The following is a 14,229-nucleotide window of genomic DNA, read 5'->3' on the forward strand; positions in this document are numbered from 1 at the left end:
TCTCTATGTCTTTTGACATAGGGGCGATTTTTTTTTCTATTACTGTTATAGTCAAGAAACATCTAACTTATGCACGTTCCATTAAAAATATTTGGAAAATTCTTTTCTTTGAACAGGAGCTTTCCTTCTACTTTTATCCCGCTCCAAGATTCAGCTCTAGCGGCTAAAATCTCCAGCCGTTTCGCTCCCTCGGATGAGGCAAAAAGCGTTTCTTTGTCGGGAACACGGGCGTCCTACGATTTTGANNCTTCCGCTTTTCTAAAGAGGATAGGTGGGAGATGAAGAAAATCCTCATTGATTAAAGTTTCACTTTATGAGAAGGACTTCCTGCCGATATGTTCTAAAAACTTGTCATGCTCCATAAGAATGAAATGAGTCTAATTTCATATCGGGGGAGAAAGATGAAAATTTCAAAGCCATTTTTCATTACAATGGCGCTCTTAGTGGCGCTCGTCATTATTGTACCAACCGTACTTGTTATTCCGTATGCGAAAGAGAAGGTCAGTCAGCCGCCCAAAAATCCTCCAGCCGTGCAAAATGTGCCAGCTCCTGAAAAGGTACATACCGCTGTGCAAGTTGCTGTATATCGTAATCAGCAAAAGAAGATAGAAACAGTGCCAATGGAAGAGTATGTTACAGGTGTAGTAGCCTCTGAGATGAATGCGAGTTTTGAAGTAGAAGCATTAAAGGCGCAGGCATTGGCGGCGAGGACATTTATTGTGCAGCGTATGTTAAGCGGAAGTAAGAAAAACAATGCAGATGTGACAGATACGGTTAGTGATCAAGTGTATAAAGGTAAAGAAGAGTTGAAGAAGACATGGGGCAAGGATTATGAGAAGAATTTGAAGAAGATTGAAGAGGCCGTGTCTAAAACAGCCGGACAAGTTTTAACGTACGAAGGGAATCCAATTACAGCGCAGTTCTTTTCAACAAGCAATGGTTATACAGAAAATGCCGCTGATTATTGGGGAAGGGATTATCCTTACTTAAAGAGTGTGGATAGTCCATGGGATCAAGCGTCCCCAAAATTTGCAAGTGAGCAAACCTTCACCGTAGATGATTTTCAAAACCGTCTTGGCGTAAAGGTGCTTACCGATGGAAAAGTCGGTGACATTAAAGAGCGTACAGAAGGAAAACGAGTGAAGGATGTAGAGTTTCAAGGAAAAACGTTAACAGGAAAAGAAGTGAGAGAAAAACTAGATTTACGTTCTTCGGACTTTACATGGAAACAACAAGGAAGCAACATTATCGTCACAACGAAAGGATTCGGTCATGGCGTTGGCATGAGTCAGTATGGTGCAAATGGTATGGCGAAAGAGGGGAAATCCTACACAGACATTGTTGCTCATTACTATAAAGGTATCGAAATTAAGACGCTGAATGACTATGAGGGGAAGTTAATGGCGAGGAACTAGAAAAAGCACTGTTAAAGGTGCTTTTTTTAATGGAATAAAAATATCTTTAAAATATGATTATTCGCAATTGAAAGTTATTTAGAAATGTAATATTCTGAATTTATTGAATGAAAAAGGGGATGGTAATTTGGTACTAAAGGGTCGGAATAAGTTATCTTTTTTTATTGCTTTCATCTTTATTTTAGCAAATTTATGTATTGGAACACCTGCATTAGCGGGAATAGAAAGTGCAACTTCGATTGCCCTTGATCGCGATTATACAGGGAATGTAAAAGGCGGGGCTAAATACTACACTTTCCAATTGTCGAAAGACGGGAAAGTAAAGCTCTCTATGAATAGACATAAAAGTAGTAGCTGGTATATGGAACTAATGAACAGCAAAGGGAATTCAATTGAAAGTTTTACAACAGAGTATGGAACGAATGCGAGTGGTAATGAAGAAAGGGAAGTGGGTTTGCCGAAAGGGACGTACTATATAAAGATCGAAAATTATCAAAGTGGGTATGATAACGATTATAAATTTCGTGTGAATTTTACAGCGACTGATACATATGAAAAAGAATTCAATAATACGAAGGAATCAGCAAATAAGATATCGCTAAACCAATTATACAAAGGTGCCGTGCAAAACTATTCGGACGATGATTATTATACATTTACACTTCCAGCTGACGGGAATGTGACGTTCTCAATGAAGCGAAATCAAGGAGCGAGCTGGTATGTGTACATTTATAATCAAAATGGGGAGAATCTCAAAACAATTAGTACCGAATATGGTGTGAATGCGAAAGGGAATGAAGAAAAACAAATTGGATTGCCAAAAGGGACGTATTATATACAGGTAGACCATCTGCAAAATGCAGCAGATATACTATATGAATTTCAAGTGAAATTTCAAGCGAGTCCATATTTTGAAAAAGAATTCAATAATAAAACAGAATCGGCAAATAAAGTGTCATTAAACCAAGTGTATAAAGGCGTTTTGCAAAGCTATTCAGATGATGATCATTATACGTTTACACTTCCAGCTGATGGGAATGTGACATTCTCAATGAAGCGGAATCAAGGAGCAAGCTGGTATGTATACATTTATGATAAGAATGGAAACTATTTCACAACATTTTACACGAATTATGGTGTGAACGCGGAAGGGAATGCAGAGAAACAAATTGGATTGCCAAAAGGAACGTATTATATACAGATAGACCATCAACAAAATGCAGTCGATGTACCATATGAATTTCAAGTGAAATTTCAAGCAAGTAATTATTTTGAAAAGGAATTTAATGGAGATTTCCCGCTTGCCAATCCCGTGCAGTTAAATATGAATTACCGAGGGGTATTACAAAAAAGTGGAGATTTAGATTTTTATTCATTTTCAGTTGAAAAGAAGCAAGCAATACGCCTTGTAATGCCAAGGTCTCAAGGAAGCTCTTGGTATGTATCGTTGTATAATGGGGAAAAAAGACAAGTGGAGAATTTTTATACGGAATATGGAACGAATGCATATGGGAATGAAGAACGCACGTATACGTTAGAAAAGGGGAAATATTACCTTAGGGTTGTAGAGTGGACGGGTGCAGTGGATACCCCATATCAATTCCAAATTTTAAACCGCTCGCTGTCATTAAGTGAAAAACAAATAAAAGTAACGAATAATAAAGGGAAAGCAGATGTTGTATCTGTTAGCGGTGTGAAGGTTAATGATATCGTCAAAGTATATGATAAAGCGACTGGTGGCAAATTGTTAGGAACAGCTAAAGTAATCAAAGGATCACAAATTGATGTGAGCATCGCACAAATCGGGGCTACATCTGGCAGTGTATATGTCTCTTTGACGCAGCCAGGAATGGCAGAGGGAGAACGAACGGCTAGTAAATATGCAGGCGAACCAACAGATTCACTGCAAGCGAGTCAAGTGAAAATCGTAAACAATAAAGGAAAAGCAGACATTATAACGGTGAGTAAGCTAAAGCAAGGCGATGTTGTAAAAGTATATGATAAGGCAACGGGAGGAACTTTACTGGCAACTGGGACAGTAAAACAGGGAACAGAAGCTGTTGTCAATGTAAAGCAAATCGGTGAAAAAGCAGGTAATATGCATATAACGTTAACAAGATTAGGTTTATCGGAAAGTAACAGAAGTGCGCATACATTTGAAGGAGAGCCAGCAAATCCTTTACAAGCAAATCAAGTGAAAATTGAAAATAATAAAGGGAAAGCAGATAGCATTACAGTAAGTGGCTTGCAGATTAATGATGTAATCAAGGTGTATGATAAGGCAACAGCAGGTAAGTTATTAGGAACTGTAAAGGTTACGAAGGGCACACAGGCAGTAGTGAATGTTCAACAGCTAGGAGAGAAAGCGGGCAGTGTATATGTAACCGTTACGAAAGTCGGCATGAAAGAAAGCAGTAGAACTGTGCATACATTTAAAGCAGAAACAATAACGCCAGTACCAACTAAGCCGCTACAAGTAAGTCAAGTGAAAATCGTAAATAATAAAGGGAAAGCGGATAGCATTACAGTAAGTGGCTTGCAGATTAATGATGTGATCAAGGTGTATGATAAGGCGATAGAAGGCAAGTTATTAGGAACTGTAAAGGTTGCGAAAGGCACACAGGCAGTAGTGAATATTCAACAACTAGGAGAGAAGATGGGGAGCCTATATGTAACCGTTACGAAATCTAATATGGCAGAAAGTTCAAGGCTTAAAGCAGATTACAAAGCAGAATAGAGAAAAGATTTTCAAAAACAACAACCTAAGTATCTATTAGGTTGTTGTTTTTTGTAAATATGAAAATTAGAATATGAGATGTCGCTTTTTGTAGAAAACAAAAGAAGGATTGTAAGCTTTTGTCTAGTCTTGCTGTGTTATAATACAGATGTATGTATATATGTAAAATAATAACAGGGGGAATGAACGATGATGATGGACGTACCACTCCTCATTCCAGCAATGATGGAACGAGCGGAGAAATATTTTTCAAAAAAGGAAGTTATCTCACGCACTGCATCGCGTATTCAAACATTAACATACGGAATGGTTGCGAAGCGGACAAGGCGGCTTGCTAGTGTATTAAGTAAAATGGGAATTGAAAAGGGAGATAAAGTCGGGACAATCGCTTGGAACCACCACCGCCATTTGGAAGCATATTTTGCGATTCCAGGAATTGGAGCGGTGTTACATACGATTAACTTAAGGCTTTCTGCAGATCATATTTCTTATATCATTAACCACGCTGAAGATAAAATCATTCTAGTTGATGAAGATATGGTTCCTGTACTGGAAAGTATTCAACACGAAATTCCTCATGTGAAAGCATTTATTATTATGACAGATGATCACGACCTACCTCACACAACATTATCACCAGCATATCATTACGACAAACTACTCGAAGATGGTGATGAGACATTCCCATTCATAACAGACCTAGATGAAAAAGAACCTGCGGGTATGTGCTACACTTCCGCAACGACAGGAAAACCGAAAGGCGTTGTGTACACGCATCGTAGTATTGCGCTGCATAGTTATACACTCGGCCTAGTAGACGGTGGTAATCTATCAGAAGTAGATACTTGTATGCCTGTCGTTCCGATGTTCCATGTTAATGCATGGGGACTTCCTTTTGCGGGTACATGGTTCGGTACAAAACTCGTTTTACCAGGACCGCACTTTACACCAGAAATTTTGGCGCAGCTTATTGAGCGTGAGAAGGTGACAATTACTGCTGGTGTACCAACAATTTGGATTGGCCTATTACAGGAACTTGAAAAGTATCCGTATGACATTAGTAGTATTCGTACGATATGGTCAGGAGGATCAGCAGCGCCAGGAAGTATGATTCGCACATATGAGGAGAACTATGGAATTGCTTTTAGGCAAATATATGGTATGACCGAAACAAGTCCAGCTGTTGTCATTAACTGTCCAAAATCGTATCAGCGTGATCTACCGAAAGAAGAATATTACGAGTTACGCTCAAGGCAAGGTTACTTATTCCCAGGTCTTGAAATGAAGGTGATTGGTCAAGAAGGGGAGATTAAGTGGGACGGTGAAGAAATGGGAGAGTTGTGTCTAAGAGGACCATGGATTGCTGGTAGCTATTATAAAGACGAACGTACAGAAGAATCGATGAAAGACGGTTGGCTCCATACTGGAGATATTGTCACAGTCGATCCTGAAGGCTTTATTAAAATCGCTGACCGTACGAAAGATTTAATTAAAAGCGGCGGCGAGTGGATTTCCTCAGTTGATTTAGAAAACGCTTTAATGGCGCATGATAAAGTACTAGAAGCATCAGTTGTTGCCATTCCACATGAAAAGTGGCAAGAACGTCCTGTTGCTTGCGTTGTCTTAAAAGAAGGACAAAAAGTAGGACAAGAAGAGCTTTATGCATTATTAGAAGACCAGTTCCCAAAATGGTGGATGCCGGATGACATTCTATTTGTTGAGGAAATCCCGAAAACATCTGTCGGGAAATTCTTGAAAAGGGCACTTCGTGATCAGTTGAAAACTTATATGGTGAAACAGAAGTAATAGCAGGAATATGCCGCTCGTTTGACAAAAAGGAGCTCATCCGAAAATCCGTTTTTAAAGGATCTTCGGGTGAGCTCTTTATAATTGCACAACTTCTTCAAATTCAATAAATTGATTTTGAATGTCATCGATATATTTAATACCTTTACATTTTATTTTGTGGTTATCGATAATATCGAAACTTGTAATTTGAACATTGGAATCAAAATGCGTAATTTGTGTTTTCTCATGATCTGTTACATTGTATGTGTATATATTTCCTCCAATTGATACCGTTCCAAATCCATAGCCAATGATAACAGCAAGACTTTCATGATTAAGCCATTTCACATATTTAGGAATATAGTTATTTTCAGGTTCAATTAAAGTTGTGAATTCACCGATTATATTATTAAATACGTATAGTGAGCCTAAGCATTCCCATTCGAGTGGATCAATAAATACAGTGTTTTGCCCATCAGGAGATACGATTGGTTCGCTTGGAAATTCAAAGTTCATTTTTTCTTTTTTTTCGTTTGAAGTTTTATAAATTATGCGATTATCATAGTCATATTCTAATTTATACATCGCCTGATTCTCCTTCATTTTCTGGTAGATGTCCATATTCTAAAATATGTTTTAAGCCTTTATTGAAATAGAGGATTTCTTGAATTTCAGTTAAAGAGAATACTAATAGCTTAAAACCTATACTTTGTTCAATATTATGTAGAAAATCATAGAAGTTTGCAGTAGGATTATGGGGCGTCACAAGTACCCATATATCTGGATGGTGCTGTTTTGCTTTTACAATTTAGTTAAAAACCTCTGATTGCTGTGGCATACGTTTTTCACGTTTACATTGGAATATCCAAGTTTGTTCGTATCCTAGGTTGAAAGGTAATTCAATGTAATGCTTGGCGACGACATCTCTTCCTTTATCCCCGCCACCACGTCCGAACCATTCTCGGTTTTTAAATCCTTTTTCTCCAATCGCATGAAAAATGAATTTTTCAAAGTAACGAAGATCAACTGAACTCCAATCCATAGATTTCTTCCTTTCTAGTATACCGTATTTTGTGGAAGGCAAATGTAATACTCTAGCAAATTGTTTGGAGAAGTTTTTTTTGTTTTAATACCCAATCAATCTTGTTGTTATACTGCTGTGACACAACCTCTCCTAATTACAAATAGAACTAATGTTCCGTATATATTTCTAGAATACACTATGTTACAAAAAAAGGAAATGAAAAACGTCCCATATATGTATGTTTCTTTTTTATTCATACATAAATATCATAATTTTCCATTAATTGTTTGATATAATAAGATAAAAAACAACCTGGAGGAGAAAACATGGCGTTACTGGAGCTAAAACAATTGGGTAAAACGAATCAGTTACAGGCGATTCAGCTTGAAATTGAAAAAGGGCAATGTGTTGTGCTGCAATGTAACAATCATACGGCAAAAGTGTTGCACCGCATTATAATCGGAGAAGAAGAGGCATCGACAGGGAGTATTTTATTTGACGGAGAGCCGATTCAAAAGCAAGCTTACTCGCGCATTGGTTTTTGCTTTTTAAAAGATGAAGCATACAATCGCTTGAAAGTGAAAGAATATTTCGCTTTTTTTACTGGATTGTATGACTCGAATATTAGCATAGAAGAAGTTGTCCAATATGTTGGTTTATTAGATAAAATGAACGTCAAAATCGAAAAGCTATCATTTTCTGAAAAACGCCGTCTTCATATTGGCCGGGTCATGATTCATAATCCAGATTTAATTATTTTGGAGGAGCCAGAACAAAATGTAGATATAGAGAGCACCATTATGATTCGAAAAGCAATTATGAAGATGAAAGAACAAGGAAAGGCCATCTTTATTACAACATCCTTTCTATCGGATGCACTTTCTTTAACAGAAGATGTGTATGTATTACATTCAGATGGTGTTAAAAAAGTAGAAATCGAGCAGGAAGAAGAGGAAGTGATAGATCCAGAAAATGTCGTTCGAATGATTCCGCAAATGAAGCTTGAAAGAATTCCAGCAAAAGTGAACGATAAAATCATTTTGCTTGATCCAATGGAAATTCATTTTATTGAAACGCAAAATGGAACGACGCATATTCATGTTCGCGAAGGGGAATTTGTATGTGCGTTAACATTAAGCGAGTTAGAAGAAAGGTTAAAAGGGTTCGGATTCTTCAGGTGTCATCGTTCTTACCTTGTGAACTTACAGCGAGTACGAGAAGTGATCACTTGGACCAGAAATAGCTTTAGCTTAATTTTGGATGATGAACGAAAAAGTTCCATTCCACTTTCAAAAGGAAGAATGGATGAATTAAAAGGTGTGATTGGGCTATAAATGATGCTCCATCCAGCAAAAAATAGGAGTCATTCACTGGTGAAAATACTCCTTTTACCGGTATTTTACTGCGTAACCTCTTTGTTTTTCATATGATTAGGTCAAGAAAAGCGAATACAACAAGCGGAGGTGGCAAACGAGTCGCTGAAGCGAAATGATCTATAGAAGAAAAACAAAGGGGATGACGAAATGACATTGGCAATTGAAATGAAAGATGTAATGAAAACCTTTAATGAAAAAACAGCACTTCGAAATGTAAATATTGAAGTGAAGCAAGGAGAGATCTTCGGGTTTCTTGGTCCAAGTGGATCAGGGAAAACAACAACAGTAAAAATTTTAACTTCTCAGTTGCTTCATAGTGTGGGGAGAGTAAGGGTACTAGGGAAAGATATTACAGGACCAGGCAGCATCGATTATAAACGAATTGGTATTTTAACAGATAATAGCGGCTTATATGAAAGGCTTAGCGTTTATGATAACTTACTATTATTTTGTGACTTATACGATTGTAAAAAAGAGCGAATTGATGAAGTGCTATCGCAGGTGAACTTATTAGAAGATAAAAAAACACCAATCAAAAAATTATCAAAAGGGATGAAGCAGCGTGTGACACTTGCGCGAGCAATTCTGCACAAACCAGATATCCTCTTCTTAGATGAACCGACATCAGCGCTTGATCCGGTTAATGTTCAAAATATTCATAACATCTTAAAGGACTTAAATAAAGAAGGAACAACGATCTTCTTAACGACACACAACATGGATGAAGCAGAAACACTCTGTAATCGCATTGCCTTCTTATGCGGCGGAGAAATTGTAGCACTTGATACACCAGAAAATCTTCGTCTACAATACGCAAAAGACAAAATTGAAGTTGTGCTAAAAGATAAGAAAAAAGAAACCGTACAAAAAGATGAATTAGGGGCGAAACGTATTTCAGAATGGATGAAAAAAGGTGAATTATTATCGATTCATTCTTACGAGCCAACACTAGGAGATATCTTTATTGAAGTAACTGGGAGGGGATTATAATGACATTTTCAATGAGACGATTTTCAGCGATTGTAAGGAAAGAAATGCAGGATGCCGGTAAAAACTCACAAGTTTTAATGATGGCTGCCATACCGTTAGTACTCGCTTTTATTTATGGACAGATGGGGAGTTCTAATAAAACAGCACTAGCAAATTTAACGATTTTAGCAGCGATTATCTTTATTGGTGGTTTTGTACAGGCAATGACGATTGCTGAAGAGAAAGAAAAGCATACATTACGCGTATTGATGTTGTCGCCTGCTTCTTCATTAGATGTGTTATTTGGGAAAGGTGTTATTGCTGCATTGCTCACAATTATTGTCTCAATTGTAAACTTATTTCTGATAGATGTGGTGCAGGGGAATATTGGTGCACTTATTGTCTTAATTATCATTTCGACGTTTCTCTTTATTATGATTGGAACAATCATCGGATTGTTTTCTGAAACAGTTGCACAAACATCTTTAATTGGAATGCCTGTATTAATGGTAATGCTTATGGGGCCGATGATGTTACCGTTAGTAAAAAATGAGATAGTGAAACAAATCATTGAATATCTCCCGAGCTATCATATTGGGGAAGCGATCGTTAAATTATTAGATGGAAAACCACTTTCAAATATGAATGGTGATTTCTTAAATATCGGTATTTGGTTTGTTATCACTTTAATTCTTACTTTAATTGTCTACAAAAAGAAACAACTAGACTAAAAAACTGAGCCAATCCGCTCGGTTTTTTCTTTTTTCTATCATTTCCTCGGAAATTTTTTAAATTCTATACATATTTTTACAGATTTTGTCGAAAAGTAATTAGTTATAGGTTGTATAGGATGAATGAATATTGTTCAGAATGATTGCTGAGGTGATGATAGAATGCGAGGAAGGAATAATAAAAAGTCGCGGAAGGTAGTTCATTTATTTCAGAAAAGGTGGGTATTTCCTGCACTATATATTGCATGTGCAGCGGTAATCTTAACAGTTGCTTTATGGTTCCAGGCAGCGAATCCAAAGAAAGCGCCTAATAAGGAGCAAGCAACGCCGTATAGTCAAACGGAAAATCCAACAGTACCAGTAACAAAATCTTCAGAAGTTGTGAAAATGCCAGTTGCAAAGAATGTAGATGTTGTTGTGAAGAAGAAGTTTTATGAGGATAAAGCAGCAGAAGCGGAGCAAGAACAAGCACTCGTCTTTTATAACAACACATATTCTCCAAATAAAGGAATTGATATTGCTGCGAAAAATGAGAAGGAATTCGATGTTACAGCTGCTTTAAGCGGTACAGTAACAAAAGCGGAAAAAGATGCACTTCTCGGTTATGTTGTAACAGTGGATAACGGAAATGGTCTTGCAACATCTTATCAAAGCTTAGGCAGTGTAAAAGTAGAAAAAGGTGCAAAAGTTGCACAAGGTGAAGTATTAGGAAAATCCGGTTTAAGCGCAATGAATAAGGAAGCAGGTTCTCATGTACACTTTGAAGTACGTAAAGATAACGTAGCTGTTAATCCAGAGCGTTACCTTAACAAACTTGCAGCAGATGTAAAAGCAGAGGTAGGAGCAGCAAAAGCAACAAATGGTTCAGTTGACGAAAAAGGTAAAAAAGAAGAGAAGTCAACAAATAGCTCAGTTGACGAAAAAGGTAAAAAAGAAGAGAAATCAACAAGCGGTTCAACTGACGAAAAACAGCAAAAAGAAGAGAAATCAACAAGCGGTTCAACTGATGAAAAGCAGCAAAAAGAAGAGAAATCAACAAACAGCTCGGCTGATGAAAAAAGTAAAAAAGAAGAAAAATCAACAAATGGTTCTACAGAATCATCGAACGACTCTTCTTCTACACAAGAATAATAATGAAAAAATCAGTTCTCCTAGGAGAGCTGATTTTTTTATCATTATATAAAGACAAATTAAAAAACGAACATCAAACCATTCTTTTCAGATGGGCAAGATCATGAAACGGTCAGTGCTTTTTTTCGCCTCATGCCATGTGAAAACAGAAGGAGAAAACGAGTGGAGCTCTTCTTTTATCTCCATAGCCGCGATTCATCCCGCACTAACGGGCAGTAAGACTCCCACCTCAAAATGGACTTATATACAAACATATTTCGAGGGAATATAGCAATAACAAGGAAATTGGACGGAATTCTCGAATATATATTAAGAAAAGGAGGGGATTACTCTGTCATTTTTATTTGTGCTGTCGATTGCTCTTATTTTAGTGTTCATTTTATTTACTTTATATTATTACATTGCGAGTAAGAAAGAAGTTCCCCACCATCAATTATTAGAAGAAGAATGTGATCGTGAAGAATGACGCCTTTTATGAAGGCGTTGTTTTTGTTAGTATTGCAATATTAAGTACTCCTTTATGAATAATGATGTTAAATTATATGATGGTATCAAATTTATTTTTAAAAAATTATAGAGGCTGTTGCTATAAATAATTGATAAGTACAAGTAAGAAGCGTTTTGAAAGATAATATGTACGGAACATTGAACGTCATGCTTACTGGGGTTATAATATGTCAGAGATTAAAGATTCACAGTTAAATGTAATGTATAAATTGATAAACAATGGTCATTAATTATGTGCATTGATTAAATAAAGATTAAGGGTGATTAGTTTGACAACAATTGATATTTTAGGAAGTTGTGTTACTAGGGATGCTTTTAGATATGATGAAGAAAATATTTTTAAAATAAATAAGTATTATGCCAGGTCTTCTTTGGTAAGTATATACTCAGAACCGATTAAGATAACTTTAAAAGATATTAATCTTGAATCTCAATTTCAAAAAAGAATGGTTTATAGTGATTTAACTAAAGATTTCCGAAAATATGTAAAGAACCAAGTTGCTGATTATTTTTTAATCGATTTTATTGATGAACGTTTGTCTGTTTTGAAGAATGGAGATAGTTATTTTACAAGATCTAATGAATTTGTAAAGGCAAAGATTAATTTGAAAGGAAATGTTTTAAATAGTGTAGAGAAAATGAGTGAATGGAAGGAAAGTGCACAATTATTTAGTGAAGAACTAAGAAAACACTTTAATCTAGATCAAATCATTTTGCATAAAGCTTATTGGAAAGAAAGTTATATCGATAAGGATGGAGAAGTTAGGGCATTTAATGATGACACAATTGCTCAAAATAATGAAAAACTTATGCAATATTATAGTTTGATTGAAGAGAATTTAAAGGGAATTAAAACGATTGAAGTGGAGGAGTTAATCTCATCAGAAATTCATATATGGGGACTTTCACCATTCCACTATCAAGATGAATACTATAAGGAGTTTATTAACCAACTCAAAGTATTAACTAAAAATAATTAATTAGAAAGTCAGTGGTTATCAAAGTAGATTTTTAGTATAGAAGTATCTATCTTTGATGGTTGAATTGGAGTTAGTATAGTAGGTTTGAGTTAATATTTTGAACATAAAAAGTTAAATCTAAGCTGCTTTTTTAGCCAGGGTCTTCTATTGTTTAAGGAGTTCTATAACCGATGCTGCTAGGGATTCGCTTGTTCAAACGTGACATATTTTGTACGATATACTTCTTTTTTTCTTTAAAAATAGAATTTCACGACTCAATACAGGTCAGACAAGTCCTCCTTGAAATCCATTGTAAGGACTTAACTAAGTTGTATACACATAACTGTACTAACTCCAATAATTTATTTTAGAACAAGCGATTTTTTGTTATAATTTGTTAGTGATTCTAATGGTTTTGAGGAGGAAAAACAATGTTTAAGAAATTGATTGTACCATTTTTTGCTGCAGCATTATTAATTTCCGGATGTGGTAATGAACCAGCTAAGGGAAGTAATAAGGGCAAAGTAGAGCAAAATAAAAAAGAAATACCGTTAACAATTAATGAGGTGAAGATTGACAAGGTTAATGAAAGAACATTAAAGGTGGATGTAAAAGCAAAAGGAGAAGGTTTAACCTATGCATATTATATTTATAAGGGGGGAAAAATAATAGATAAAATATGGTATAAACCTGATAGCTCTTTAACGTATAAGGTGAAAGAACCTGGTAAATATAAAGTTCAAGCTTATGTTAAAGACAAGAATGAAAAGCAAAAATTCGCATATACAAGTGAAGTAACATTAGAAAAGTAATTCTATTTAGTGATGCAAATTTAGGAGAAGAATAAGGTTATAAAGTTGAGTATAATTTATATAAATAAGAAGGAATGCCCCTTGATATTTAGGGCATTCTTTTTTATTTACTTCTAAGTGTCAACAAACTGTAAGAAGTATATCGTAATTTTGAGGAGATTATTAAGAGAAGGGAATTAATGTGTAGATATTAAATTGAATTCATGGTTTTTTTTAAAAAAAATTAATCCTGTTTTTAGTCCACAAAAAATACTCAACTTGTAGCATATATCAGTAGTGCGGGCAATACAATGGTATAAACCAATGCAATGGTATAAACCAGTGCAAAGAGAGTGTTTGAGGTGAGAAATCGTGAATCATTTCATTATAAATCCCAGAATGTTTAACGCTTACAAACAGCACTCGAATTTACTTCTTAGTCATATGCAGCGAGTCTCATTTCACACTTCTCACATCCAATTTAGGGAGGCGAGTGGTGTGCACGATTACATCAAAGAGAGAACTATCAAGATTGGTAAGTATATCGTGGAGACAAGAAAGACAGTGCGTGTAATCGCAAAGGAGTTTGGTGTATCAAAGAGTACAGTCCATAAAGATTTGACAGAACGTTTACCAGAAATTAATGCAGAGCTTGCAAATGAAGTGAAAGAAATTCTTGATTATCATAAGTCGATTCGTCATCTAAGGGGCGGGGAAGCGACAAAGCAGAAATACAGAAAAGAAGATGTAGAAAAGCCTGTGCGACAATAACGTATTATATGGCAAACATTCCTTGAATAT

General features: G+C 35.9%; 13 protein-coding genes. 11 read left to right on the forward strand and 2 right to left on the reverse strand.

The features are described from left to right. Positions 1-401: 401 nt before the first annotated feature. The 3 genes from spoIID to CN373_RS19075 all read left to right on the forward strand — a co-directional run bounded on the left by spoIID (position 402) and on the right by CN373_RS19075 (position 5,958). Positions 402-1,415 (forward strand): stage II sporulation protein D, encoded by a 1,014-nt coding sequence (spoIID, locus tag CN373_RS19065; RefSeq protein ID WP_000703339.1) that lies wholly within the window; start codon positions 402-404, stop codon positions 1,413-1,415. A gap of 127 nt (positions 1,416-1,542) precedes the next feature. Then, positions 1,543-4,152 (forward strand): pre-peptidase C-terminal domain-containing protein, encoded by a 2,610-nt coding sequence (locus CN373_RS19070; RefSeq protein ID WP_098359912.1) that lies wholly within the window; start codon positions 1,543-1,545, stop codon positions 4,150-4,152. Between the two features lie 189 nt (positions 4,153-4,341). Beyond that, positions 4,342-5,958 carry a long-chain fatty acid--CoA ligase gene (locus CN373_RS19075; RefSeq protein WP_000979806.1) on the forward strand — a complete coding sequence of 539 codons (1,617 nt, stop codon included), beginning with the start codon at positions 4,342-4,344 and terminating at the stop codon, positions 5,956-5,958. 78 nt (positions 5,959-6,036) lie between these two features. Here CN373_RS19075 and CN373_RS19080 read toward each other — a convergent pair whose 3' ends face one another. Then, positions 6,037-6,525 (reverse strand): DUF4652 domain-containing protein, encoded by a 489-nt coding sequence (locus CN373_RS19080; protein WP_235676726.1) that lies wholly within the window; start codon positions 6,523-6,525, stop codon positions 6,037-6,039. 223 nt (positions 6,526-6,748) lie between these two features. Next, entirely contained in the window at positions 6,749-6,982 is a 234-nt protein-coding gene (locus CN373_RS25925) for a restriction endonuclease (RefSeq protein ID WP_235676724.1), read from the reverse strand. 308 nt (positions 6,983-7,290) lie between these two features. Between CN373_RS25925 and CN373_RS19090 the strand changes: the two genes are divergently transcribed. The 8 genes from CN373_RS19090 (at position 7,291) to spoIIID (ending at position 14,199) form a co-directional block, all read left to right on the forward strand. Continuing rightward, a complete protein-coding gene (locus tag CN373_RS19090; protein ID WP_098359913.1) occupies positions 7,291-8,298 on the forward strand; it encodes a LytTR family transcriptional regulator DNA-binding domain-containing protein in 1,008 nt (335 codons plus the stop codon). A gap of 189 nt (positions 8,299-8,487) precedes the next feature. Continuing rightward, positions 8,488-9,330: an ABC transporter ATP-binding protein gene (locus CN373_RS19095; protein ID WP_098359914.1), complete on the forward strand. Its 843-nt coding sequence runs from the start codon at positions 8,488-8,490 to the stop codon at positions 9,328-9,330. Beyond that, a complete protein-coding gene (locus tag CN373_RS19100; protein ID WP_098359915.1) occupies positions 9,330-10,040 on the forward strand; it encodes an ABC transporter permease in 711 nt (236 codons plus the stop codon). The genes CN373_RS19095 and CN373_RS19100 overlap by 1 nt, the downstream gene beginning before the upstream one ends. A gap of 162 nt (positions 10,041-10,202) precedes the next feature. Further along, positions 10,203-11,171: a M23 family metallopeptidase gene (locus tag CN373_RS19105; RefSeq protein ID WP_098359916.1), complete on the forward strand. Its 969-nt coding sequence runs from the start codon at positions 10,203-10,205 to the stop codon at positions 11,169-11,171. 331 nt (positions 11,172-11,502) lie between these two features. Then, positions 11,503-11,637, forward strand: coding sequence for a hypothetical protein (locus CN373_RS19110; RefSeq protein ID WP_033664399.1), 135 nt, complete (start codon positions 11,503-11,505; stop codon positions 11,635-11,637). A 301-nt stretch (positions 11,638-11,938) separates the two neighbouring features. After that, entirely contained in the window at positions 11,939-12,658 is a 720-nt protein-coding gene (locus CN373_RS19115; RefSeq protein WP_240519117.1) for a DUF6270 domain-containing protein, read from the forward strand. Positions 12,659-13,068: 410 nt separating this feature from the next. After that, positions 13,069-13,449 carry a triple tyrosine motif-containing protein gene (locus CN373_RS19120; RefSeq protein ID WP_098359918.1) on the forward strand — a complete coding sequence of 127 codons (381 nt, stop codon included), beginning with the start codon at positions 13,069-13,071 and terminating at the stop codon, positions 13,447-13,449. Between the two features lie 477 nt (positions 13,450-13,926). Further along, positions 13,927-14,199, forward strand: a complete 273-nt coding sequence (spoIIID, locus tag CN373_RS19125; RefSeq protein WP_000544009.1) for a sporulation transcriptional regulator SpoIIID — start codon at positions 13,927-13,929, stop codon at positions 14,197-14,199. Positions 14,200-14,229 lie beyond the last annotated feature (30 nt).

The organism is Bacillus cereus (genome assembly GCF_002561295.1).
Taxonomy (GTDB): domain Bacteria; phylum Bacillota; class Bacilli; order Bacillales; family Bacillaceae_G; genus Bacillus_A; species Bacillus_A cereus_S.